Source organism: Terriglobia bacterium, assembly GCA_020072645.1.
GTDB lineage: Bacteria > Acidobacteriota > Terriglobia > Terriglobales > Acidobacteriaceae > Angelobacter.
This window is the reverse complement of the sequence record JAIQGK010000013.1, coordinates 132,419-158,298: the sequence shown is the minus strand read 5'-3', so window position 1 is coordinate 158,298 and position 25,880 is coordinate 132,419. Positions and strand designations below refer to the sequence as shown.

General features: G+C 55.8%; 19 protein-coding genes and 1 pseudogene. 9 read left to right on the top strand and 11 right to left on the bottom strand.

The genetic code is table 11. The features are described from left to right. Window positions 1–769 precede the first annotated feature (769 nt). Window positions 770–1,204: an IS200/IS605 family transposase gene (gene tnpA, locus LAO76_20420; GenBank protein MBZ5493290.1), complete on the top strand. Its 435-nt coding sequence runs from the start codon at window positions 770–772 to the stop codon at window positions 1,202–1,204. Between the two features lie 655 nt (window positions 1,205–1,859). After that, entirely contained in the window at window positions 1,860–2,966 is a 1,107-nt protein-coding gene (locus LAO76_20415; GenBank protein MBZ5493289.1) for a hypothetical protein, read from the top strand. A 177-nt stretch (window positions 2,967–3,143) separates the two neighbouring features. Here LAO76_20415 and LAO76_20410 read toward each other — a convergent pair whose 3' ends face one another. Next, window positions 3,144–5,546: a hypothetical protein gene (locus LAO76_20410; GenBank protein ID MBZ5493288.1), complete on the bottom strand. Its 2,403-nt coding sequence runs from the start codon at window positions 5,544–5,546 to the stop codon at window positions 3,144–3,146. A 92-nt stretch (window positions 5,547–5,638) separates the two neighbouring features. Between LAO76_20410 and LAO76_20405 the strand changes: the two genes are divergently transcribed. Continuing rightward, on the top strand, window positions 5,639–6,976 hold the full coding sequence (locus tag LAO76_20405) for a tetratricopeptide repeat protein (protein ID MBZ5493287.1): 1,338 nt from the start codon (window positions 5,639–5,641) through the stop codon (window positions 6,974–6,976). Between the two features lie 9 nt (window positions 6,977–6,985). Here LAO76_20405 and LAO76_20400 read toward each other — a convergent pair whose 3' ends face one another. Next, complete coding sequence (locus LAO76_20400) at window positions 6,986–7,699, bottom strand: hypothetical protein (protein MBZ5493286.1); 714 nt, start codon at window positions 7,697–7,699, stop codon at window positions 6,986–6,988. Between the two features lie 74 nt (window positions 7,700–7,773). Between LAO76_20400 and LAO76_20395 the strand changes: the two genes are divergently transcribed. Together LAO76_20395 and LAO76_20390 are read left to right on the top strand one after the other, a co-directional pair. Continuing rightward, the gene (locus LAO76_20395) at window positions 7,774–9,447 is read left to right on the top strand and encodes an AsmA family protein (protein ID MBZ5493285.1); all 1,674 of its coding nucleotides are present in this window, start codon (window positions 7,774–7,776) and stop codon (window positions 9,445–9,447) included. 91 nt (window positions 9,448–9,538) lie between these two features. Next, window positions 9,539–10,681 (top strand): peptidylprolyl isomerase, encoded by a 1,143-nt coding sequence (locus tag LAO76_20390; GenBank protein MBZ5493284.1) that lies wholly within the window; start codon window positions 9,539–9,541, stop codon window positions 10,679–10,681. Between the two features lie 248 nt (window positions 10,682–10,929). Here the strand turns inward: LAO76_20390 and LAO76_20385 are convergent, their stop codons facing one another. Then, a complete protein-coding gene (locus tag LAO76_20385) occupies window positions 10,930–11,268 on the bottom strand; it encodes a hypothetical protein (protein ID MBZ5493283.1) in 339 nt (112 codons plus the stop codon). 273 nt (window positions 11,269–11,541) lie between these two features. On the opposite strand from LAO76_20385, the gene LAO76_20380 reads away from it, so the two are divergent. The 4 genes from LAO76_20380 (at window position 11,542) to LAO76_20365 (ending at window position 14,915) form a co-directional block, all read left to right on the top strand. Next, entirely contained in the window at window positions 11,542–11,910 is a 369-nt protein-coding gene (locus LAO76_20380; GenBank protein ID MBZ5493282.1) for a hypothetical protein, read from the top strand. 84 nt (window positions 11,911–11,994) lie between these two features. Next, complete coding sequence (locus tag LAO76_20375; GenBank protein MBZ5493281.1) at window positions 11,995–12,783, top strand: hypothetical protein; 789 nt, start codon at window positions 11,995–11,997, stop codon at window positions 12,781–12,783. 276 nt (window positions 12,784–13,059) lie between these two features. Further along, window positions 13,060–13,764, top strand: coding sequence for a hypothetical protein (locus tag LAO76_20370; protein ID MBZ5493280.1), 705 nt, complete (start codon window positions 13,060–13,062; stop codon window positions 13,762–13,764). Beyond that, window positions 13,761–14,915 carry a M48 family metallopeptidase gene (locus LAO76_20365; GenBank protein ID MBZ5493279.1) on the top strand — a complete coding sequence of 385 codons (1,155 nt, stop codon included), beginning with the start codon at window positions 13,761–13,763 and terminating at the stop codon, window positions 14,913–14,915. The genes LAO76_20370 and LAO76_20365 overlap by 4 nt, the downstream gene beginning before the upstream one ends. An 88-nt stretch (window positions 14,916–15,003) precedes the next feature. Here LAO76_20365 and kdsB read toward each other — a convergent pair whose 3' ends face one another. From kdsB to LAO76_20325, 8 genes and pseudogenes are all read right to left on the bottom strand, one after another. Continuing rightward, window positions 15,004–15,741, bottom strand: a complete 738-nt coding sequence (gene kdsB / locus LAO76_20360; protein MBZ5493278.1) for a 3-deoxy-manno-octulosonate cytidylyltransferase — start codon at window positions 15,739–15,741, stop codon at window positions 15,004–15,006. 39 nt (window positions 15,742–15,780) lie between these two features. After that, complete coding sequence (locus LAO76_20355; GenBank protein MBZ5493277.1) at window positions 15,781–16,170, bottom strand: hypothetical protein; 390 nt, start codon at window positions 16,168–16,170, stop codon at window positions 15,781–15,783. A 77-nt stretch (window positions 16,171–16,247) separates the two neighbouring features. Then, window positions 16,248–16,760, bottom strand: a complete 513-nt coding sequence (gene purE, locus LAO76_20350; GenBank protein ID MBZ5493276.1) for a 5-(carboxyamino)imidazole ribonucleotide mutase — start codon at window positions 16,758–16,760, stop codon at window positions 16,248–16,250. A 23-nt stretch (window positions 16,761–16,783) separates the two neighbouring features. Beyond that, window positions 16,784–18,061, bottom strand: coding sequence for a phosphoribosylamine--glycine ligase (gene purD / locus LAO76_20345; GenBank protein MBZ5493275.1), 1,278 nt, complete (start codon window positions 18,059–18,061; stop codon window positions 16,784–16,786). Between the two features lie 416 nt (window positions 18,062–18,477). After that, on the bottom strand, window positions 18,478–21,279 hold the full coding sequence (acnA, locus tag LAO76_20340; GenBank protein MBZ5493274.1) for an aconitate hydratase AcnA: 2,802 nt from the start codon (window positions 21,277–21,279) through the stop codon (window positions 18,478–18,480). Window positions 21,280–21,336: 57 nt separating this feature from the next. Further along, window positions 21,337–22,551, bottom strand: coding sequence for an Nramp family divalent metal transporter (locus LAO76_20335; GenBank protein MBZ5493273.1), 1,215 nt, complete (start codon window positions 22,549–22,551; stop codon window positions 21,337–21,339). 145 nt (window positions 22,552–22,696) lie between these two features. Next, on the bottom strand, window positions 22,697–22,987 hold the full coding sequence (locus LAO76_20330) for a hypothetical protein (protein MBZ5493272.1): 291 nt from the start codon (window positions 22,985–22,987) through the stop codon (window positions 22,697–22,699). Between the two features lie 85 nt (window positions 22,988–23,072). Beyond that, window positions 23,073–25,771 (bottom strand): annotated as a pseudogene (locus LAO76_20325) (prolyl oligopeptidase family serine peptidase). Between the last annotated feature and the right edge of the window lie 109 nt (window positions 25,772–25,880).

Below are 25,880 nucleotides of genomic sequence, written 5' to 3'. Positions count from 1 at the left end.
ATTATGAAAGAGTACGGGTCTTGGTTTCGTGAATAGTTGGAAGAATTTCATCGAGAGCGAAATGGCGCTTCTCCTAACCCGAGGGCGTCGACGCCTTCGTTTGCCCTTGACATCGCCGTCGTTGTTATAGACGGGATGGCACGTCGGTGTGGGAGCAGTTAGGGAGAGCTCTGAGGCGGCGGGACCGGAAAAAGAGGTTGACCCTCGTTCTGATTCTTTAACGCGCTTCACTTCGCTTCGCGCGGGGCCTGCGGCGCGAGGAAGGATTTTTTTTTGAGCTTACCCGGCACTCATTCCTCGTCCCGGTTCGCCGGGACTCGGCAACGTGGCCGGGCTATTTTCAGCCGTCCCGCCCAGGCGGGACTTACAACCAGCAGCGTATTCCTTTGCTCTGCAACCGTCTTATTCAGTCTCCGCGCAAACGCCTTGTCAGCATGATTGATCGCCAATATTGACGACGTGGATTGAGGCATTTAGCTGACGGACGGAGCATTATCATTTGGGCAGGTGGACTTGAGTATTGCGATTGGCCGGGGCGGGACTGGAGCAATATCATTCTCACAATATCGTGATTCTGATATCGAGTGACTGGAGCATCGGCAGGTAGATGCGTGACAGATTAGCCCTGGACCGGGCTTCAAGTTTGAGCGCCGGCAGGCGCGACTGAGAATAGCCCGGCACGCAGAGCGGCTTGGCGCTCAAGTGCCGGGTAACTGTAAACAAAAGAAAAGTCCCGCAAGGGACGGCTGAGCACTAAAATCGCCAGCCTATGTCCTACCACACAAAAACCTGCCTGCTCTTTCATTGTGTTTTTGCCACAAGAAACCGGATCGCCAGCATCCCCGAAGAACTCCAACCGCGACTTTGGGCTTACATGGGCGGGATCGCGCGAACCAACAACATGAAGGCGCTCGCTGTTGGCGGCATTGCCGACCACTCCCACATTCTGTTGTCCCTTCCGCCCACGATTGCGATTGCAAAAGCAACTCAGCTGGTGAAGGCCGGTTCATCGAAGTGGATGCACAAGCAGACCGGGAGCCGTCGTTTCGAGTGGCAGGAAGGGTACGGAGCGTTCACCATTGGGGCGTCACAGGTATCCGCGACAATTCGCTATATCGAGAACCAGCCACGGCATCATAGGAAAACCAGCGTGAGCGAAGAGTGGGAGATGTTTTTGAGACGGCATGCTGTGTTTATGGATTGATTCTCAGTCGTCCCTAACGGGACTCTGTCGTTTTGGTCCAGGCTACCCGGCACTTGAGCGCCCGAGCGGCAACGCCGCCCGAACGCTCGACGTACCGGGCTATTTTCAGACGCGCCTATCGGCGCTCGTCAGGTCATCGTCCCTGAACTTCAGTATTCAGCTCGAGTCGAAATCAAGCAATTCTGAAGGCCGCGAAATGTCAAGACAAACCTACCGCGACTTGGTGGGAACGTTTTGTTTTGCGGAGCGACAAGGGAGTATTCCGGAGATGGCGGAATAATTTATGTAATTTACGAATAGCCGCTAATTATCAGACGAGCAGTGGAGAAATTGCCAAGAATAAAACAGAAATTTTTCCGATGAGCTAAATGAGAAACCGAAGAAAGTGCTTGCATTCGTGGTTTATTCGTGCTATAAAATGATCAGTCCGCCGCACTGGCGGGCCAGTTTTTGGGCCTTCCTGCAACCCTGCTGTCTTTAAGTCGTTTGTTTTTCTTCAATCCTGGTAATTGGTCGAGCCGTTTTTCTTGAGACCTTAGTGTTTTCTTAAAACTTTGTTGTTGCCGTTTTTCAGAGCTTATTTTTAGACCGTTTTTTCAAAACCCATGGGGATTCGAAACCCGGGGGAAAGTGTGTTTTCTACGAAGATGATGCCGTGCATGTTCCCAAGCCACCGAGCAAGAAAGTGGGGAAGACCAAAGAAGAGATCATTGCGGCGATTCAGGAGCTGACCGGACGGCTGGGCCGTGTGCCTACAAGCCGTGAGTTCGGGCCACTATGCGGCATTAGTGTGTGGCAGGTAACGGGGCGCTTTGGCACGTATGGCAATGCGGTCCGGGCCGCCGGATTGGAGCCGAGCCACCAAGGCATAAAAGTGGAAGCGGCGAAGCTCCTGGAGGACTGGGGCAGGGTGGTGCGCAAGGTAGGCATGGTGCCAACGAGGCAACAATATAAAGAGGCTGGAAGCCACTCACCTGATTGCTATTCAGGCCGTTTTAAAAGCTGGATAAAAGTTCCCACGGAGTTCATCCGGTTTGTTGAGAGCGGTTCTCTGGGGAGCGAGTGGACGGATGTAGTGGAAAAAATCAGGAAGGGGCCAATACCGCAGCCGGGACAAACCGCGATGCAGGTGTGGTACAAGGCGACAAAAGCGGCTTACGAAGCGCGAAACCGGAAACAGCGGGAACCCAGCACTAACCAACCAATGATAGCCGGAGCGAGGTGGCAGTTGGGCGCGCGTTTGGATACGCAGCAATTTGATCGGGCCGCCGCGTGCGGAACGCCGCTTCCACCCCCTCTATGGGGCAAGAAATGCGTGACGGAGACAATGCTGGCGGTTTTTGTGGCCGAACTGGCGCCTTCCGCTTTTCCGTTGGTTACAGCGGCATGCTTTACCCGACGCGCGCTGCCGGACCGGCCAATGCTTGGCCCTCCGACACGACCCTGCGGACTGGCGTATGAGCCGGTAAACGAAATGGGAGTGATGGCGCTGTTTTGCATGCTGTCACGGCAGTTGGGATTTGTCATCGAATCAGTGCAGTCGGCGTATCCCGACTGCGAAGCCAAGATGGAAGTGGAGCCTGGACGGTGGCAGCACTTCAGGATCGAGTTTGAGTACGAAAGCCGCAACTTCAGAGATCATCGCCACGATCCCGAGAAATGCGACTTGATCGTGTGCTGGCGGCACAACTGGAAAGACTGTCCGCCGCACTTGCAGGTGCTGGAACTGAGCAAGGTGATGGGAAAAATTCAAAACTTTTAACCACTAAGGACACGAAGGAACACAGAGGAAAGCAAAGACGGAAAGGCAAAGCTTACCGCGGATCAACACGGATAACGCTGATCGGAAAATCAGGAGCAAAACCCACAGCCGAGGGCGGCTGTGCCACACGAGTTTGGTAAAGGTCGAAAGGAGAATTGCCGGGCGGAGAGTATGCTTTCACCTTCTCAGCAACGTCTCTTCCGGATCCAGCAAAATCTGTTTTGTGCTGGCAGGGGCAGTCACGGTGAAATCAGTCTTGGCGTCATCGGCGAAGACGAATGCCAGAAAGCGCTGCTTGCCGGCTGCGTCCACGGCGTAAAGCGGGACAGCTGTCACCATGTCCTTGGCGGCATGGTCTTGAAGAATCGTTCCGGTAACCTTCAGTCGATGCGCGCTGGGCGTCATGTGCACGCCTTCCAGCGAAAATTGTGGAATGGAATTGCCGTTGACCCAGCTATCGAAAAACCAGTCGAGCGACTTATGGCCTTCATAACCGAGCGATGCGGGCATTACCTGCTCAAAGGCGCGCTGAAGGTCGAGCGTGGAGATTTTATGGTTCGGCGCGGCGGCCAGCAGGTCTTTCAAAGCCGAGAAAAACATCGCGTCATTCTTTTCACCGCCAGCTTCACGCAGCATGGTGCGCAGCATATGGATGAGCCATGTGCCTCGGCCATAAAGCACGCGCTCATAGGCATCTGGAAATTTCGACGACGTGAGGCGATGTCCCAGCGTGACCGGGCCGGCTTCCGCAATGATTCCGTTGCGCGTTTCACGCAGCAACTCGCCGCGATAATAGGTGAGGGCCGTCCGCATGTCGCCAGGATGTTGCTTATCGAGCATGACGAGCGCGCTGTAATTGGCCAGCGCCTCAACAATCCATTCGTCGCGATAGCTCACCCAGTCCACGGCGTCACCCCACCACTGGTGCGCGGTTTCATGCGTCAGCATCAGGCGGCTGAGCAGCAGTTCCAGGTATGGATCGCGAACGCCCACGGCGCGGCGCTCGTCGGGCGTGAGAAATGCCGTGCTGGAAAGATAGATCAGCCCCGGCCATGACTGGCTCAACAATCCGGGAAGCTGCGTGATTTCCAGGTTGAGATACGGGAAGGGAGCAAGCTCGGAGGAAAGAAATTGGATTGTGTTTGCGGCCTGGTCGGCGATCTGCTGCGTCTCTCGCGCGGGATCAGGCTTCTTGCCGGCGCGTGCCTCAGCGCCCGCCAACGGTTTTTCCACGGTCCTGGCGCCATAGGCATGGATCTCCACCGCATCGGAAGTGGCGCTGGCCGCAACGAACTTGCCCAGGTTGAATCCGGCGCGGCCAATAGGCTTGCTGGTAACAAAATGCGTGGTCCGCTTGCCTGCGCCCACTGTGCTGCTAACCAGTCTGCCTGTGCCAACAACTTGCCAGTCACTGGGGCACTCAAATGTGAGATCGAAGTTGCTGAAGGTGGGACCGATGTTCGGATACCATGTGCCGCGCGCGCCAACGTAAATCACGTCATTGCCGGCATCGAACATTACGGGCCCGGAATACTTGAATTGCAGTTTTACCGGACGGCCTTTTTCCAGCGGCGCGGGCATCACCACGCCGATCAGGTCATCGCCTCTTCGCGAGAGATCGCTGCCGGAAATCGCCTCATTTTGGATGAACTCCGCCGGAGCGCCATCGACCTGCACCTCACTAAGCTTGAGGTAGCGCGAGAGCTCAAGGATCAACGTCCGCTGGCCGGAGCGCTCAGCCGTGAGGGTAAATTCGGCTTCAGCGCTAAGGTCGGTGGGCGGCTGCACATTCACGTGCAGCTTGTAGTCTGAAACTTCAAAGGAGGCTCGCGTAGCGGGATCCTCCTGGCCCGAGGCTTCCCGTACAGAGCGCATGGGAAAGGAAGTCCACGTGTCATAGTAAGCTGTGTTGTTGACGACGTTGGCCTGGGCCACGCTGATCTGCTCCGAGCCATTGCTGTCGAAAAACACATCGATAATGCCCGCCGTCGTTCCCCCAATGCGCAAGTGCAGGAAGCTTGCAGCGGATTGCGTCGGCACGCTGGTCATTACCTGCAGAATGGGCAAAGCGTCTCCCCGGGCCAAAAGCAGCGCGGGTTGTTGCCAGCGAGTGACAAATTCCTGCGCATTTTCGGCGTGGCCACGCAGGCCGCTTTTCAGCTCATTCGCTATTTTGTCGTCGGCGAACCTCAGATAAGCGGACTGGAAACGCTGCTCCAGCACCGCTGAGCCGGTAAACAGCGCCAGTGAAGTGCGTTCGGCGCGGTTCGGCGGGACCAGCAGGATTTCTCCCACGCCTTCAAACATGGCGCCTGTAATATGGCCATTGACTTCACGCACAAATCCGATGGTTCCATCGCTGATGGAGATGTGCAGGTCTTCCATGATGATGGAAACCTCGCGCACCTGGTAAACGTCTTGCGCGTCAAAAGTCGGATTCAGCAGTTCACGGTAAAGCGCCACGGCGCTCGATTGCGCCGGCGCGGCCTGCCCCAAAGCGGGAATATTCCCCAGAGCAAGGGCAAGGACCAGAACTAGTACCTTCGTTACTTTCAGGATGAAGACACGCTTCATAGACATGCCATAATCGCTTAGACTTTTCTAACTTGAAATCGATTATTACATTTTGCGCCTTCGCACTTCTTTTCGCCCGAGCCGGCGCGGACACAATTGTGTTGAAAAACGGCGACCGTATCCAGGCCGATTCCGCGCAGGAACGAAACGGCCGCGTGGAATACACGCTGGGCGACAACACGATGACGATTCCCAAGTCCATCGTGGTCCGCATTGAAAAAGGTCCGGTTTACGGGCCGTCGCCATCGCGCGCCGCAGCCGCGCCGGAAACGCCACCGGCGCATGAAGAAATGGCCAGTTCAGGGGACATGGTCTCGCGCGTGATCCGCAACGGCGCAATTGACGGCTCGGCCATAAAGGCCATCGAAGAAGAAGGCGATTCTCTGCGCGCTGCCGCCGCCAATTCCATTGCCGCAAACTTTGAAGAAAAACGGCTGAACTATTCCGCTGCCGCGCGCTATCTCCAGGCTGCCATTGCCTTCCTGCCCGATCACGGTGTCCTGCTGGAGAACTACGCTTCCATCTTGCTCAAGCTGGGCCAGCCCGCTGAAGCGTTGCTTCGCGCGCAACAGGCAGCGCGAGCCAGTCCGCAGTCGGCGGACGCATTTCTGCTGCTCGGATATGCCTACTACAAGAACGATCACAACCGTGAAGCCATCGCCGCATTGAAAAAATCCCTGGAGCTTCGTCCTGACGACAAAACGCGCGACCTGCTGGAGCGCGTTGAGCGAGAATCCCGCACAGAAGCCGATTTCCGCCAGCAGGAGAGCAGCCACTTCACGCTCCGTTATGAAGGCTCGCAAGCGCCCGATTCCCTGCGCACGCAGGTGCTCGACGCTCTTGAGTCCGATTACCACGATCTAAGCAATGATCTGGGATCGTCGCCCAGAAATATCTTCGTCTCGCTCTATACAGACCAAGCTTTCTTCGACGTAACACACGCCGCAGCCTGGACAGCAGCGCTGAATGACGGCAAGATCCGCATTCCAATCTCAGGCATTAAAGCCGTTACTCCGGAGATGGCCAGCGTGCTGCGCCATGAGCTGACGCATTCCTTTGTCGCGCAGATCACGCACAACCACGCTCCGGTCTGGCTGAATGAAGGTGTGGCGCAACTGGAACAGGGATCCACTACCGGCGCTATCGGCCCGCGGCTGGCTGCGCTTTATGCCTCAGGCAGGCAGATTCCGCTCAATCAGTTGGAAGGCGGTTTCAACGATTACAGCTCGGCGGAAGCTTCGGTTGCCTATGCTGAAAGTCTGGCTGCCGTGGAATACATCCGCGCCACCTATGGACTGAGTGATCTGGCGCGGCTGCTGCAGCGCCTGGGAGAAGGACAGAGCGTGGAATCAGCGTTGCGCAGCACCGTCCACGGCGGTTATGCGGAGCTGGAAACTGAAATCACAAACTATCTCAGGAAAAATTACGGCACCTAGTCGGCTGATTTATTGGCTGGTGACGCGTAATTCAATTTTCACGCCGCTTTCCAGTTTTACCGTGCGCTGCGTGGAGACGACTGCCTGTGCTCCGTCTTTCGGCGAACTCAGACTCAGTCCATCAATATCCGTCGGTCCGGTTTGTGCAATTTCCCGATCTCGCGACTTCATCTGATCACTCAGTGAAGGATTGGGCCGGCGTGGAACATTGGATCCCTGCGGTGATGGATATTGCCTTTGCATTGATTGCTGAGCGGCATTGCTCCCGGGAGAAGGCGCCTGTGGCACATCAAAGGCGGGGTGCTCGGCCGGACGAATCGCGAGAAGCTTTGATTCAAATGGAACCTCGCCCTCTTTGGTAATGACCTTATCAAAAACGATTCCCAGCCGCGACTCAGGAGTCTCCTTGCTGTGGACTTGGGCTTCAGTAACGTGCCCCAGCAATTTCGCTTCGTGCCGGACCACAATTTTTCCGCGGGCCACAACATCGGAAAGAAGCACCGCATTTACCGGGTCGCCCGCTTTAGCCTTCTTGGCGTCCACGGTCTTCGTCAATTCCGCGTAGAGGATGGAGCCATTTTCCAGGCGAACTTGAGACTGGGCTGGTGCTCCCTGGAGCGCGGATGCCGCGCTTCGAAGGTTTGTTGCCGACCCTCTTTGGGAGACTGCAAATACCGCCAGAAACACGTATGCCAGCAATATCAGAACTTTCCTCGGGGTCATATACAGTATGCTCCGGCAAACCACCCGTCATGTCAATAACATCTATATAGTTGTCTTTCTGATAGCATTTCTCCATGAAGCGTTTGCTCATCATCTCCGGGATTATCGTCGGCGTACTTCTGCTTGTCATCATCGCCGTTCCGCTGTTCATCAATGTTGATAGCTTCCGTCCCGATCTGGAAAAGAAGCTTTCCGCCGCGCTCAACCGTCAGGTGCATATCGGCAAGCTGGATGCTTCATTGCTGAGCGGAGGCGCAAGCGCCAGTGACATTACCATTGCCGATGATCCGGCCTTCAACAAAGGCCCATTCCTGAAAGCGGCTTCAGTGAAAGTGGGCGTGCAGTTGATGCCGCTCATCTTTTCCAAACAGCTCAAAGTCACGTCACTGACAATTCAGAAGCCGGACATCACGCTGCTGAAGAACGCTGCCGGCAAATGGAACTATTCCACGCTCGGCGCTACAGCGCAGACACAAAAGACCAAACCGGAGCCTTCAGGCAAAGCGCCAGATATATCCGTCGATAAATTTGAGATCGCTGGCGGGACCGTCCGTGTGGGCCACAGCAGCGGCCACTCCGCGGGCAAGGAAAGTGATTACCAGAATGTAAACCTGGTGGCGCACAACATTTCCGCCACCAGCGCAATGCCTTTTACTCTGTCCGCGGACATGCCGGGCGGCGGCACACTGGATCTTGAAGGCCAGGCCGGTCCGCTGAATCCCGCTGACTCAGCCAAGAGTCCTCTGGACGCCAAGATCACGCTCAAACATGCCGATCTTGCAGCTACCGGCTTTGTTGATCCCAGTTCCGGCGTTGGCGGCATTCTGGATTTTGATGGCCAGGTGAAATCAGATGGTCACAAGCTGCATTCTGAAGGCAAGGCCAAAGCCGCTGAACTGCGCGTGGTAAAAGGCGGCCAGCCAGCCAAGCAGCCGGTCGCGCTGGATTACAAATCCGATTATGCGCTGGACTCCGATACGGGCACAATCAATGCCAACCTGCATACCGGCAACAGCCTGACCAACGCCAGCGGAACGCTGAGCGCCAAGGGTGAAGACACGCTGGCCAATCTCAAGATCGTTGGCAAGAACATGGCTGTGAATGACGTTGAAGGCCTGCTCCCGGCGTTTGGCGTGGTGCTGCCTTCAGGCGCGTCATTGCAGGGCGGCAACATCAACATGGATCTCAATGCAACAGGGCCGCTGGACCGCCTGGTAATTGATGGCCCGCTAAAAATTGAAGGTACACATCTTTCCGGCTATAACCTGGGCTCCAAGCTCGGCGCCATTGCCGCTTTTACCGGCAACAAGTCCGGTACGGATACGCTGATCCAGACCTTCAGCTCGGCTTTGCGCGTTGCGCCGGAAGGCATAAAGGCTGACAACATTGTTCTGGATGTGCCGTCGCTGGGCATCGTGACCGGCAATGGCGTAATTTCCGGCGATAACTCGCTCGACTTCAAAATGCTGGTGAAGCTCTCCGGAACGGCCAATAATCTTCTGGGTAGCCTGACCGGGGCCTCTGCCTCAGCCCAAAGCAAAGGCCTCCCATTCCTGATTACAGGCAAGACCTCGAACCCTGTGTTCCGTCCGGCAATTGGAGGCGCTGTGGCTGGGGATATTCAGAACTCCCTGCTCCAGGCAGTCCAGGGCAATAAGGGAAACAAGACGGATAGCCAGCAGCAGAAACCGAACCTGCAAGATGCGCTGGGCGGTCTCTTGGGTAAGAAGAAAAAACCGCAACAATAGCGGCCTATAGCGTTCTAGAAATTGGATGCTTCATTTCCCTCGCTGCTAAAATAGGGATAATATCCCTTTCTCTGGAAAAGGTCTTTCAATTATGCCCAGGAAACTCGTTCTGATTGCGTCTGTGCTGCTGCTTGCGGCAATCGCCCTGCGCGCGGATGACATTGTTGATGAAATCATCGCTCGCGTGAATGACCAGATCATTACCCGGTCTGACATGGAAAAGGCCAAGGCGACCACGCTGGAAGAGTTGAAACAGAGATTTCCCTCTGACTGGCAGAGCCACGTGGCTAAAGCGCAATCAGATACCTTGCGTGACCTGATTGACCAGCAGCTCCTGCTGGAACGCGGCAAAGACCTGGGCATCACCGGCGAAACGGAACTGGTGAAACGGCTCAACCAGATGCGGCAACAGATGGGGCTGGCCAGCATTGATGATCTGGAAGCGGAAGCCAAGAAACAGGGTGTCTCTTACGAGGATTTCAAGGAGCAGATACGTATCAGCGTGGTTACACAACAGGTAATTGGCCAGGAAGTGGGCGGCAAACTGCACATTTCCAATGAAGATATTCAGGACTGGTACAACAAGCACCAGAAGGAACTTGAGGGCCCGGAAGAAATTAACTTGAGTGAGATCATGGTTTCAACCCAGCCGGCAAAACAAGACATTGAAAGCAAAGACAATCCGGCCGCTGAGCAGGACAAGAACCTGCCGGAAGATCCTGCCAAAGTAGCGGAAGCAGAGGCCAAAGCGAACCAACTGCTGGACCAGTTAAAAAAGGGCGCGAAATTTGACGATCTGGCCAAGAAGAGCTCTGACGGCCCCACAGCCGCCCAGGGCGGATCGCTGGGCACCTTCAAGCGCGGCGAGCTGGCCAAAGACCTGGAAGAAAAAACATTCTCACTCAAGGCAGGAGAAAACACCGGTGTAATTCGTACGCGGCAGGGCTTCATTATCCTGAAAGTTACAGGCCATCGTCCTGCCGGTATTCCGCCGCTGAAGGATATCTCTGATCGTATCCGCGAGGCCATTTACTCAGAGCGCCTGGAGCCGGCGGCGCGCGTCTATCTAACTAAGCTGCGCGAGCAGGCTTTTATCGACATCAAGCCCGGCTATACGGATACCGGAGCCAGCCCCAACCAAAGCAACAAACCAACAATCGTTGCTGCCAACGGTGAAGGCGGCAGCCGTCCGGGCAAGTCGTCCAAGAAAAAGAAGAAATTCCTGGTCTTCTGATCTTGTTTATGGCTTTTATGTTTTACTGTGTCCCACGGCGGGGTGGAGCAGGTCTTTAGACCTGCGGTAAAGCTGATAAACTCTCCGGCTTCAGCCGCCGAGGTACTTTTTGTCCGGGCCGCATCAGATAAAACGAGAAGCAGCTGTGAATCAATGCGATATTCGCAACAGCTAGCCGCCGTCGCTCACTATAGAAAGAACCCGCCTTGCCGCGGCGGGTCTGTCTGGTTTCAATTTGTAAGCGCGAATCAGCGTTTCTTGCGCTGTTTCGCAAGTTGCTTTCTGCGTTCTTTGGCGTGAATGAAAACGTCGTCAGGATCGCGCAAATACTTTTCCCAGCGTTGTCGCACTTTTCCGTAACGGCCCCAATCGTCAAGCTCAAGCTGGTGCAGGTGTTCCAGAAATTCCTGGTTAAATTCGGCTTGCAGTTCTTGAGTGAAAGCGGGAAACAGTTTGCTGGCTTTGGAGTTGAACAGTCCGGTTTGTTGAAGGGTTTGAAGATGCTGGATGATTCCAGCAAAGGCAAGGTTGAGGCTGGACAATGTTTCGTAAACTTCAGCCTTTTGGGTAACATCAATTGCAGCCAAAGGTCGCCTTTCGAGAGAAGGGGATTTGTGGTTAGGGCTGCGTTCGTGCCTCAAACACGGGCGCGGCCCGTTCTGTGTGTAATGCATCTTGGTGAGGGATGCAACGAAAAAGAAACGAAGGATTGAAGAAATGAATATTGTGAAGCGGACGCTTTAGATTATGAGGCAGCAGCTGAGTGATTTAAAGCGAGAAGCTCGCCTCGGAGATACAGAAGCCGTCTTAATCCAGAGCTTCACAACCCCCGCCATGCCCAATGCTTCCAACCAAAAGTTATGGACGCAAAATCTTGGATAGCGATTGTGGCGAATTTCATCGTCATAGCACTTCTGATCTCCTACGGATTCAACCTCTTTGCGGAGTATCACGCCACAGGCCGCTGGGCGAAAAATGTGACTGGCTTGCTGGCTGGGGTCGGCATGCTGGCTCTTGCGGCATCCATGCTGTTGACGCCGCGCAATGCGCTCGTCATCCTGCAGGTGGCGCAGACCGGCGCCGCGCGCGTCTTCCTGATCATCAGCAGTGTCTTGCTCATGGCGGCCATCGCCGCTTTCGGCATCATCAATTATTCCCGTCCGTTGCGTCTGTGGCACCAGCGCCGCATTGGCAGGGACTTGCGCCGCGGGCTTCCACGCATTCCTTAGTCGTCTTAACTCTGGCCTTTGATTTTTTAGCGGCTCGATGGTTTCCATTGGCATTCGTGCGACCCGCGTCTAGAATGCTTTTCTATGCGAAAACTTTCAATCGTGACTCTGTTTGCCGTTCTTGCGTTGACCGCCTGGACGCAGCAGGCGCAAGCGCCCGTGGAAATCACTTCTGAACCCAGCCATCACCTTGTGTTTGAGAACATGTTTGTTCGCGTCTTTGCCGTCGCTGTCGATCCCGGAAAATCGACCTTGATGCACCACCATGGCCATGACTATCTAGGCGTTACGCTGGGTGACTCCCAGATCACGAATACGAAACCGGGCGCGCAGCCAGCGCAGGTCACTTTGAAAGACGGCGATACCCGCTTCACGCCGGCCGGTCTGGTGCATGCAATCACCAATAACGCCAGCGCTCCGTTCCATAATCGGACGATTGAATTGTTGCAGCCCACCACGAACCAGAAAGCTTGTACCGAATCCTGCGAAATTCCTGTGCCCTGCGACTCCGCGGACAAAACCAAATGCGTGACTGTGACAAAGCTCATTACCGCCGATCAATGGTCGGTCACTCAGATCACGCTGCCCCCGGGCGCAAAATATCCGCAGCACACGCATCTGGCGAATTTCCTTACCATTCCGCTCACTGACGCGGATGTAACCATGAAAAACCAGGACCAGCCAGATGCTCCAGTCCACTCCAAGACAGGTGAGCTCACGTGGAATAATCCCGTGGTCCACACGGTAACGAATTCCGGGAAAACTACCGCGAAGACGATTGTGCTGGAATTCCGCGGCCGCCCTGCCGGAGAAGGATCAGAATCAATGGGGCCGCAGTCCAAGGATGCGCCGAAACCGCACGACCACCACTAAGAGCTGCTAGCCGCTGGCTGCTTGCTACTAGCAAAAACCGCGAGCCCGACTTGCGCGGCGAGCGGCCCGCGGCAGGTGCAGTGCAAGCTAAAGGGCAAGAAGGACTTAAAGCGGTTTGGAGCGCAGCGACAAAAAAAGCAGCGAGCCCCGAGTGGCGGCGAGCTGCGTGCAACGGGTGCAGCACGAACTCAAGGCGAGAAGGAACTTGAGCGGTTTGGAGCGAAGCGACAGAAACAAAGCCTTGCGGGTAAATCCCGTTGTTTTTACAATCTTTATATGAGAAAGTCCCGCGTCGCGGGCCTGTTGTTTCTGGCTTCAGCCGCTTTGGCCCAGCATCAACAGTCCGTGGAGATCACATCTGAGCCCAGCCATCACCTGGTTTTTCAAAACGAATACGTGCGCGTGTTCGATGTGACGGTTGCACCTCATGCAACAACGCTGGTCCATAAGCACAATTATGACTATCTTTTTGTGACGCTGGGCGACTCAGACGTGGTGAGCGTGCGTCCGGGCGAGAAGCCGGTAGCGTTGAAACTCAAGGATGGAGAAGTCCGATTTACACCCGGAAACTTCGCTCATGCAGCCATCAACCAGAGCGAGAGTCCGTTTCACAACATCACCATTGAGTTGCTGAAGCCGTCAAGCGGCGTCGCCCCGTGCCAGATCGATTGTTTGTCTGGTCCCAAGGCGGGCCCTTCAACTACCCTGCGCTATTCTTCAAACCAGTGGCGCGCGTCATTGGATCGCGTGCCCTCTTCAGGCCGAATGGAAGAGCCAGCGAGTTCTTCACCGCTTCTCTTCGTGGCTGTCTCGGATATGGATCTTAGCCTGCTGGGTGGTGGCGCCGCCAAAACCACTCACCGAGCAGTCGGCGATATCACATGGATCCCCGCCGGTACTCCATATGTGGCCCTAAGCAGCGGCAAGGGACCAGCACAATTCGTTACCCTGGAGTTTAAGCAGGAGCAACAAAAGCCATGACCCTCGCCGGCGGCAATACACAACCTGATACGCCCGAGGTCCGCGAATATAACAGCCAGCGCCGCTGGCTTGAGCTTGGCGATCTGGGCGTCAGCTTTGGATTCCTCATCGTGCTGCTTGCCACGGGTTGGACGAAAACGCTCAGCGGCTTAGCCACCCGTATGGCCCCCGATCGCTACTGGCTGGACTTGTTTTACTACGTGATGTTTCTAAGCGTGATCAGCAAGGCACTTGGCTTTGCGCTGGATTTCTACGGCTTCCGTCTGGAGCACCGCTTCAACCTTTCCAGCCAGCGCTTGTTCTCATGGCTTAAGGACGAATTCAAAGGCTGGTTCCTGGGATTGATCATGGCAACCGTGCTGGCTGAGATCGTCTACGCTCTTATCCGCACGTCGCCGCAGTACTGGTGGATTATCGGCTGGCTGATCTTCATGGGCTTGTTTGTCTTTTTCGCGCAGATTGCGCCGGTGGTCCTGTTCCCGCTGTTTTACAAATTTGCTCCCTTGCAGAATGACGAACTCAAAGCCCGCCTCATGCGGCTGGGTGAGCGTGCCGGCACGCGCGTGCGCGGCGTCTACGAATGGAAGCTTTCGGAAAAGAGTAAAAAAGCCAATGCCGCGCTCACGGGGCTCGGCAATACCCGCCGCATCATCCTGGCGGACACGCTGCTGCAAAACTACAGCGACGATGAAATTGAAGCCGTGCTGGCCCACGAACTAGGACATCACGTGCACGGCCACATGGTAAAGATGATCGTGGTGCAGGCGCTGGTCACGCTGGCAGGTTTCTGGGCGGCGAATTACGTGCTGCGTTATGCCATTGACGAGCAGCACATGTTCCAGCATCTGGCAGACTTTGCCAACCTGCCGCTGCTCGCGCTTGTCGCCAGCGGACTTTCGTTGCTGCTGATGCCGGCCCTCAACGCCTACTCGCGCTTCACTGAGCGCCAGGCCGACCTTTATTGCTGGAAATGCGTCTCTGACGTTACGCCGTACATTAGCGCCATGGAAAAGCTGGCGCGCCAGAACCTGAGTGAAAGCCATCCTTCGCGGCTGGTGGAATTGCTGTTCCATTCCCACCCGCCTGTTTCCAAACGCATTGCGGCGGCTGAAGCCTGGGCCAAGAGCCATCGGCCCAGTTTGGCTACATAGTTCAACTTCCGCAGGAAAACTTGCCGCGAATGAACACGAATCAGATGAAATGATTCGCGTATTTCGCGTTGATTCGCGGCTGGATTTTCTACTGTCCACTCCGCAGCATCTCTTCCACTCTGCGCAAGTCTTCTTCTGTATCCACGCCCACTGTATTGAACGGCGTCTCGGCCACATAAATGTCGATTCCGTTGTCCAGAAATCGCAATTGCTCCAGCCGCTCCGCCGCTTCCAGCTTCGACTCCGGCAAGTTACAGAACCGATCCAACGCGGCACGCCGGTAGGCATAAAAGCCCAGATGCTTGAAGTAGCTGATGCCGCCGGTCTTGTCGCGATCAAAAGGAATCGTCGATCGCGAAAAATAAAGCGCGCGGCCATTCAAGTCCGTCACAACCTTAACCGCGTTGGGATTATCAACATCCTGCGGCGGGCACGGCGTCTTGATAGTAGAGACCATCACCTTGGGATCCTGCATTGGCTGTAACAACGCGCCCAGATGCTCAGGGCGAGCCAGAGGTTCATCGCCTTGGATATTTACATACACGTCGGCGGGAATGCGCTGCGCCACCTCATAGACACGGTCAGTGCCACTGCGATGCTTGTCCGATGTCATTTGCGCCTTCCATCCCCGCGCCTGCGCAAATCGCATCACCTCTTCTGAATCCGTAGCGATAATCACGTCTTGCAGCAAAGGAGATTGCTTGGCCGCTTCATACACGCGCGCAATCATCGGCTGCCCGGCGATTTCGCGCAGCACTTTGCGCGGCAGCCGCGTGGAAGCCAGTCGTGCAGGAATAATGGCGACGGCGCTAAAGGCATCTGGCATCGATGATGACCTATTCCTCAGAATTTAAGTCCAAATTCTTCATTTGAAGTCTTCAACGCTTCGATATCTGCCAAGGCCAAGGGAATCAAACTCATCTACGGCGCCAGCATCCAGAGGAACTCCCATTTTCTTGAGGACCGCGTTGATCGGTCCCGGAGTTGCACTTATCAAAGGCCCCATTGCTATTTGTCCATTTTCCCAAATACCAGCTACTTGCTCGCCATCCCCGCCAAAATATCTTGTTCGAATATAGGCAATCGAATGATGCTGAGCGATCGCTTCCAGCAAAGAAGTGGGTACGGGATCAGGTTCAATTTCGCCCCAAATCGCGTCTTCCTGAGTTCCGACCGTTTTGTATGAAGCGCGAAATTCATCCAATAGTTTTTGATCTATCGGAACGGCTACAAAACCATGCTTCAGGTGGACCAATCGTGCTGCCTTCAAGGAAGGCAGCAACGGATTACGATCCCCGCCTTTGTAGACTAGGCATTCAACCCAATGGCCCACTAGCCACGCTTCCTCATCTGCTGCAGCTTCTGTGATTTCTCTTCCACGCTCTTCACCAGTTTGCCCTTCATCTCTTTCAGCTTGCCGGCAATGGTGGCATTGCTGAGCCCTATAATCTGCGCGGCCAGGATTCCCGCATTCGTCGCGCCAGCCTTGCCGATTGCGGTGGTCGCAACCGGAATGCCCGCAGGCATCTGAACGATGGCCAGCAGTGAGTCCATGCCATTCAGCGGTGTAGAAGGGATGGGCACGCCGATTACAGGCAAGGTTGTTTCGGCGGCAATCACGCCCGCCAGATGGGCCGCGCCGCCTGCTCCGGCGATGATGACCTTAACGCCGCGTCCGGCGGCGTTGCGCGCAAATTCTGAAGTCCGCGCGGGCGAACGATGCGCCGAGGTTACGTCGATTTCATAGGCAATGCCAAAGTCATCCAGCGCTTTGGCGGTTTCATTCATGATCTCAAGGTCGGAATCCGATCCCATCACTATCGATACAAGAGGGCTCTCTGCCATAAAAGTTATTTTTCCTGTGAGTTTTATTTCGGCGCTTTCAACGCTCGTGCGCCGATATCTTTGCGGTAGTACATTTCTTCAAAGCTGATCAGCCGCACGGCTTCATACGCGCGGGTGATCGCATCTTCCAAACGCGGCGCTCGCGCCGTTACGCCCAGCACACGTCCGCCGCTGGTATAGAAAACTCCATCGCGCTTGCTGGTACCCGCATGGAAGACCTTCACATTGGTCAAAGTACCCGCGCGGTCCAGGCCGGAAATCTGTTTCCCCGTCATATAGCTTCCCGGGTATCCGCCTGAAGCGACGACTACGCAACACGAGGCATCACTGGACCATTTGAATTCGCCGGGGCTCACGCGCCCTTCCACCGCGGCCTCAATCGCGTCCAACAGGTCACTATCCAGCCGCATCAGCACGGCCTGTGTTTCCGGATCGCCAAAGCGGCAGTTGAATTCCAGCACCATGGGCCCGCGCGCGGTCATCATGAGGCCGCAATACAAAATGCCGCGATACTCCGCTCCCTCTGATTTCATGCCGTCGATCACGGGCCGGGCAATATGATTCAGCAGCCAGTCGCTCATGCCTTCTTCGAGCAGCGCGCCCGTGGAGTAAGCTCCCATGCCTCCGGTGTTTGCGCCTTTATCGCCGTCGCCTATGCGTTTATGGTCCTGCGCCGGCACCAGCGCGGCCATGCGCTCGCCATCGCTCAACACCAGGAAGGAAACTTCCTCGCCTTCAAGAAATTCTTCCAGCACCACGTTGGCCACCGGCATTCCCAGTAGTTTGCCGTTGAACATGGAGACGCCTGCGACGGCAGCTTCTTCCTTGGTTGCGGCAATCACCACGCCTTTGCCGGCGGCAAGACCATCGGCCTTGACTACTACAGGCGTGGAAAACAGACCCAAAGACTTGCGCAAATCTTCTTCTGAAGTGCACACGGCAAAGTGCGCGGTTGGCACCTTGTGCCGCTGCATGAATTCCTTGGCAAAGCTCTTGCTTGTTTCCAGTTGCGCCGCGCGTTGCGTGGGACCAAAAATCCTCAGGCCGCGGCGCTTGAATTCATCCACCACGCCAATGGACAACGCAATCTCCGGCCCGACCACAGTTAAGTCCGGCTGGATTTGGTGCGCGACAGAAAGCAGGCTGGCCAGACTCTTGGGGTCGCCCGGCATGCAGGTGGCTTCATCACAAATGCCGCCATTGCCGGGCAGGCAATACACCTGCGACACGCGCGGCGACTGGCGCAGCTTCCACACCAGCGCGTGCTCCCTGCCTCCACCGCCAATTACCAGGACCTTCATAGATAAGAAAGAGTATTACCAGAAGAGCTTAAAAAGCCAGACAGTGAGGATATAGCATTTAACCGCTGTTCGTCAGCACACGCAGCGAATCATCCTGCAAATATTTTAGACTTAAGCCATGTCTGACACTACCTGCCCTGACTGCGCTGTTGAAATGGATCAGATCGAAAGGACCACGTTCACAGGCCGCGACATGCGCGAATATCAGTGCCCCAAATGCGGCCGCAAACAAATTGTCGATTACGGCAAGGCCTTATGGCAGATCCTGTCAGAGGCGAATCAAGAATCGACTAAGGAATAAAGAACGCAGCAATATGCCGACTTGCCATCACCGCAAAAATCCTCCTTCACCTTAAGTCCTGATTCGCGTTCTTTCGCGTTGATTCGCGGCCAAGCCTGATCTGCGTCCATCTGCGCTAATCTGCGGCCGAGCTCTTTCCTTTTGTCGCCAGCAGCTGCCGCAGCACATATTGCAGAATGCCGCCGTGCTCATAGTAAAGAATCTCCTGCGGCGTATCGATACGCACCAGCGCACTGAATTCATTCACGTTGCCGTCAGCACTGGTTGCCCTGACTTGCACCTGCTTTCCATTGGCAAACTTGCTGGCCAGCAGCGTGGGCAAACCAACGATCTCAAAAACTTCATCGCCTTGCAGCCCCAGTGACTCTGCGTTTTCTTCCGCAAGGAACTGCAGCGGCAGAATGCCCATGCCCACGAGGTTCGACCGATGTATGCGCTCATAGCTTTCGGCGATGACGGCACGGATGCCCAGCAGCAGCGGACCTTTGGCCGCCCAGTCGCGTGACGATCCCGATCCATATTCCTTGCCCGCCAGCACAATCGTCGGCACGCCCGCGGCGATGTACTTTACAGAAGCGTCAAAGATCGACATGATCTCGCCGCTGGGGAAGTGCTTGGTGATGCCGCCTTCCGAGCCCGGCGCGAGCTGGTTGCGCAGGCGCACGTTGGCAAATGTGCCTCGCACCATCACCTCATGGTTGCCGCGGCGCGAGCCGTAAGAGTTGAAGTCGCTCGGCGGCACGCCATGTTCCTGAAGATATTTTCCCGCCGGGCTGTTTGCTTTGATTGATCCTGCGGGAGAAATATGGTCGGTGGTTACGCTATTGCCCAGCTTCGCCAGCACACGCGCGCCTTTGATTTCCTTCACTGGCGCAGGACGTGCCGGCATGTCGTCAAAATACGGCGCGCGTTTGATGTAAGTGGAATCGTTGTCCCAGACATAGGTTTCGCCTTCGGGGACAGACAGCCGTTTCCATTCCTGGTCGCCATCAAAAATCGTCTGGTAATTCGTGGTGAACATGCCGGAATTGATGGAGTGGCTCACCGCGTCCTGCACTTCTTTTTGCGTAGGCCATATATCGCGCAGATAAACCGGCTTGTCCCCGGTGCCAGTGCCTATTGGATCATTGGTGAGATCAAGATCAATCCGCCCAGCCAGCGCATACGCCACCACCAGTGGTGGTGACATCAGGTAATTTGCGCGAACTTCAGAATTAATGCGGCCTTCAAAGTTGCGGTTGCCGGAAAGCACCGAAACGGCGACCAGTTGTTTTTCCGCGATGGCGTAGGAAACATCCTGCGGCAGCGGGCCGGAATTTCCGATGCACGTTGTGCAGCCATAGCCCACAACGTGGAAGCCAAGCTTTTCCAGATAAGGAATGAGTCCCGCATTGCGGTAGTACTCCGTAACCACGCGCGAGCCGGGAGCAAGGGAAGTCTTTACCCAGGGTTTGCGCTTCAGGCCTTTTTCCACGGCCTTTTTTGCCAAGAGCCCAGCGGCCATCATGACTGAAGGATTTGACGTGTTGGTGCAGCTTGTAATGGCAGCAATCACCACGGAGCCATCATGCAGGTACTCAAAAACATTGTCTCCCACATCTTTATGTGCCGCAGGAGCGTTGGGATCTTCCGCCAAGGCTACCGGCGTGCCGCCTTCACCTTCAAACCGTTCTACCTGCTGTGGAGCAACTTTGCGCGCTGGTTGCGCGGGACGCGGACCGATCAAAGTAGGCAACGCCGCTTCAAACGATTCTTTGGTCTTGGAAAGCAGAACGCGGTCCTGCGGCCGCCGTGGCCCGGCAACGCTCGGTTCCACAGTGCTCAAGTCGAGTTCCACGACCTGCGAATACTCGGCGTCCGGTGTTTGCGCCGTGTGGAACAAGCCTTGTTCTTTGCAATAGGTTTCCACCAGCGCAATCTGGTCGGCGGGACGTCCCGTGGTGCGCAGATAACCAAGCGTTGTTTCGTCCACAGGGAAGATGCCGCAGGTAGCGCCATATTCCGGAGCCATGTTGGCAATGGTGGCGCGATCAGCCAGCGGCAATGACGACAGGCCGGGGCCAAAGAACTCCACAAACTTTCCTACCACGGCGGTCTTGCGCAGCATCTCCGTGACAGTGAGGACAAGATCGGTGGCCGTGGATCCTTCACGCAACTGGCCTTTCAACTTGAATCCCACAACCTGAGGCAGCAGCATGGAAACAGGCTGGCCCAGCATGGCGGCCTCGGCTTCAATGCCGCCAACGCCCCAGCCCAGAACGCCCAGACCGTTGATCATGGTAGTGTGCGAGTCTGTGCCTACCAGCGTGTCAGGATACGCCACGGTAGTGCCGTCGCGTTTTTCAGAGAAGACCACGCGCGCCAGATATTCCAGGTTCACCTGGTGGACGATTCCCATGTCCGGCGGAACCACTTTGAAATTACGGAACGCCGATTGGCCCCAGCGCAGAAAGGCATAGCGCTCTTTGTTGCGCTCAAACTCCAGCTGCGCGTTCACGGCGAATGCGCCGATTGTGGCAAATTCATCTACTTGCACAGAATGGTCAATTACCAGTTCCGCGGGCTGCAGCGGATTGATCAGTGTGGGATCGCCGCCCATCTTCTTCATGGCATCGCGCATGGCCCCTAGATCGACAACGGCTGGCACGCCGGTAAAATCCTGCATGAGCACGCGCGCCGGGGTGAATGCAATTTCTTTGTCGGGCACGGCCTGCGGCTTCCATCCGGCGAGAAAACGCACGTCGTTCGCGGTGACGCTGCGGCCATTTTCGGCACGCAAAAGATTTTCCAGAAGGATTTTCAATGAGAAGGGGAGGCGCTGCGGGGCACAATCATGCTTTTCCAGCGCGTCTAAACGGTAGATTTCATATTCCTGATTGCCGGCGCGCAATTTTGAGCGGCTGCCGAAACTATTCATGAGTTCACCTTCTTATTTGGATTCATTTGCCTCGGCGAACGTTTCACAATCTCACCGCTAGAACTGACCGCCCACCATTCTGTAAACCAGCAGAAGATTCAGACCAACAATGATGGCTGTAACGGCATATGCCATGTAGTTGGTGCGCGGGCTATTCACCAGGTCAGACATCACGGCCTTGGAGCGGGTCAGCACGACCAGCGGCACCAGAGCAAATGGAATCGCGAAGCTAAGCACAACCTGTGATAGTAACAAAATTTTAAGGGCGTCGAGGCGGAGCGCGATTACTATGAGCGCGGGAATGATCGTCAAAAGGCGGCGCAGAAAGACGCTGAACTTGATATCTAAAAATCCTTCGATGATCACCTGGCCTGCCATGGTGCCCACCGTGGAAGATGACAAGCCGGAAAACAGCAGCGCCAAAGCAAACGCAGTCCCTGAAACCGCGGGTAACAGAGGATGCAGCGTAAGATGCGCCTCGTCGAATGTGAAGTTTACTCCCTTGTTGTAGAACACCGCAGCGGCCATCACGATCATGGCGGAGTTGATCAGCCATGCGCCGTTCATCGCGGCCAGCACGTCCCACAGCTCATACCGCAGGTGCCGCATGGTGAGCAGCCATTTCTCAGGATGGTCGCTGGCTGCGTCTTCCTTCACCCGGTGTTGCACCAGCGCCGAATGCAAATAAATTACGTGCGGCATCACCGTTGCACCCAGCATGCTTACGGCAACGTAGATGCTCTCTGAATTGATTTTTGGCACGATAACGCCGTGGGCCACCGCGCCCCAGTCTGGATGCACCAGAAACATCTCAAACGCATAGCACGCGGCGATGGCGAACACGAAAACCATGATCAGTTGTTCCAGCCGACGGAAGCCATAGAGTTCAACCGCCAGCATCAGGAAAACCACAACCGCAGTGATCAGAGCCGCCGGAAAAAGCGGGATGTGGAGAAGCAGGTAGAACCCCAAGGCTGCGCCAAGAAATTCAGCCAGATCCGTGGCCAGAGCGGCCAGTTCCGCCGCAACCCACAGCCCGAAATTAATCTTTTTGGAAAAATATGCACGGCAGTTTTGCGGCAGCGTTTTGCCCGTAGCAATGCCCAGCTTGGCGGAAAGATACTGGATCAGAATGGCCATGGCATTCGACCAGAGCAGCACCCACAACAGGGTGTAACCAAACCTGGCCCCGCCTTCAAAGTTGCTGGCGAAATTTCCAGGATCGATGTACGCGACGCTGGCGACGAACGCGGGGCCGAAGTACCGCCACATCTCTCCGCGCTTGAGCGTGGGCAACAGCTTGAACCGAAATTTACTGGGTTCTTGCGGAATACCGGAAGACGACATAAAAGCACTCCAGTATAAGGGATGGAAGGCTGAATCCCACGGCACCTTACTGGCATTGGGCCGCCATGCGCTAATGCCGCTTATATGCCAGCATCACGAAAGAGGCATCGGCGATAAAGGTCAAAATCGCGGCGATCATAAGACCCTTGGCCGTTCTGGGCTTGCCTTTACGTCGCAGCAGTCGCCAGAGCGGGACGACGTAACCCACTTGTACCAGACCAATCGCGCCGACTAATACGTAATAGGCCGGAAGCAAGCGCACATCGGCGACCAGCAGCAGCCAGCCCACGCCGAGTTGCGCCACGTTGAGCAGCCAGCAAATCGCCATGCCAGCAATGATGCTTCCGCGACCTTGATTCATGAATGCAGTTTACCCAAACACAGAAAAGGCCCGCTTCGCGGCGGGCCGTTTCCTGGTTGGTTGAAGAACAACTGATCGGCGACGACTACTGCGTCAGCTCCTGCGTAAGCACTGCTCCTCCCATGGCAGGAAGCACCATGGTTTCTTTGACTGGTTTATGGGAATCGCGCGCCACCCACAGTGTTTCCTTGTCCGGGCCGCCATCGGTCGACGTGATTTCGACCTTGTAAGCATCAAACGTCCCGGCAGGCACGGTTACTTTTTCCACGCCCGTAACTTTCAACTGCATCAGCTTCACGGTCTGCTTTTGCACGTCAAAGTTCCGGAAGGTGGTGCTATAGCCTTCAGCCAGAGGCAGGCATGAGATTGCTTGCTTGGCCCCGGCGGCGTTCGCAAACAGCGGCCCGCCAAGATCGACTGAAACTGGCTTGTCCTGTCCGCCCATGTTTACGTTGCCCGCGGCTTTGTCGCCGGCAAAGTTGAGGTCCATGGATGCTTGCCCACTTTTCAACGTCAGGTTGCGGTTGATTAGCGTTCCTTTTTCCAGCGTGGAAGTTGTGGTCACGTCGCCGTTGGGCGTGGTCATCACGTCCGTGGCGGTCCATGCGCCCGCTGCTTCCGCGATGGTGGTGGAGACGCTGAGTGGAATCTGCTGGCCGCTCACTTCAATCATGGCCTTGTATTTGTAAGAGCCAGGCTGCAAGTCCGTGGCCGGCTTGGGAGAAGTTACAGTGCCCGCGTCTACTTTTTTGGCCAGCACTACGGTCTTGGGATCGACCGTGACTTCCTTCAGTCGCGCAACAACCTCCGGAGTTCCGCCTTCCTGCGCGCGTCCGCCCAGGTATTTGGCGAGGAAGTTTTCCGTGGCCATTAAGCTGGCCATGTTATTCACCGGCCGGGCAAAGCCATGGCCTTCGTCGGGTATCAATAGATATTCCACCGGAAAGCCGCGGTCACGCAGCGCGACCACGATCTGTTCCGATTCAGCATGGTTTACGCGTGGATCATTGGCTCCCTGCGCGATCATCAGCGGCGTCTTGATCTTGGCGGCGGAAGTAAGCGGAGAGCGCTCTACCAGAAGCGCTTTGCCTTCCGGAGTGGTGGGATCGCCCATGCGTTCATGGAACACTTTTCGGATAGGCTCCCAGTACGGCGGAATCGACTCCAGCAGCGTGATCAGGTTGGAAGGCCCAAACAGATCGACCGCAGCAGCATAAACATCCGGAGTAAAAGCGACGCCTGCCAGCGTGGCGTAACCGCCATACGATCCGCCAAAAATGCCAACGCGCTTGGGATCGCTGATACCTTGATCGATCAGGTATTTCACGCCCCAGGTAACGTCATCCTGCATCTTCTTGCCCCACTCTTTGTTGCCGGCATTCAGGAATTTCTTGCCGTAACCGGTAGAGCCGCGGAAGTTGGGGCTCAGCACGGCATATCCGCGATTGGCCAGAAACTGCGCGTAACCGTTGTAGCCCCAGAAGTCGCGCGCCCACGGGCCGCCGTGAGGGAAGATGACCGTAGGAAGGTTCTTGGCGGGAACGCCCTTGGGCAACGTGAGGTAAGCAGGAATCTCGAGCCCATCAGAAGACTTGTATTTCACCGGCGTCATGGTGGCCAGCGCTTCACGCGGGAGCTTTTCGCGACTCTTGTATTGCAGCGCCAGCTTGTGCTTTTTGCGCTGAAAGAGATACGTCTCTCCCGGCTCGGTATCACTGCTGGCGTTGATTAGCCAGGTCTGCTCGTCGCGCGTGTCGGAGACAAGGTTGATTTCTTTGCCAGGAAACTTGGCTTCCAGCCATTTCAGATCGGCTTCAAATCCCTTGTCGCGGTAGTAGAGGCGGCGATGCTCATCCACGTAAACGGTCAGAGCCAACTCGTCAGTAGCCTGAGAGAAACGCGCTCCGCCAAAATCCACACGCTTGAGCGGATCGGATTCAACCAGCTCTGTCTTGCCGGTCTCTGGATCCAGGAGCACCAGCGACACCAGATCGATATCAGCACCTTATTGGTCTCAAAGTACACATGCTTGGCGTCCTTATTGAACCGGATGGCCCCGCAGGTTTCAAAAACGTCGCAAGAGTAGATCTTGGTGAACTTGTCAGGGTCCACGCGGAGAATCTCGGTGTCGCCGTTCTCAGCGGCGCGGCTGGCCAGGCGCAGATTGCCCTTCAGGTCAAAATTCCAGCCGGTGATGCGATCAGTGTTCTTGCGCACCAGCGTTTTTTCACCGGTGGAGATCTTCAGCTTGTAGAGATCATGCCACGCTTTGTCGCGGTCATTGAGGCCGATGTAAACGATATCGGGATCGGACTTAGGCAGGTCATAAAGCGCCACCCGGACGCCCTTGAGACCGGTAAGATCACGGGAAGCAGGCGCGTCAGCTCCGGCGGCGGGCTTGGCCGCGGGATCAACGGCATAGACATTGAAGTTCTCGTCCCCGGCATTGTCTTTTACGTAAAGGACGAATTTGCTGTCCCACGTCCAGAAGAAGCCTGCGACCGGACGCTTGGTTTCCGTGGTCAGCAGACGGGCCGCGCTGAATGGCTCATCCACGCCCTTCACGTAGACATTGCGCGTGTCTTTCCAGGGCTTCAGAAAAGCGACATACTTGCCGTCCGGCGAAAGCTCCGCATTGGCAATCTCTGGATTGCCAAAGATCAGCTCGCGGTCAATGATGGGCGGCAATCCGCTCGCGGCGGGGGCCTTTTTGTCTTTATCTTTCGCTCCTACAGCGGCGACGAAAAGCACAAGGCACAACAGGCTTTTAAACAACTTATTCATGGCAGGAAATTCCTTTCTCTCAGAAGAGAGCTTACGGCAGTGAGAAGCGGGTACAGAGAATTGTGAGCGCATAAGGGGATTGCTGTCTAGTAATAATGGGCCTTAACCT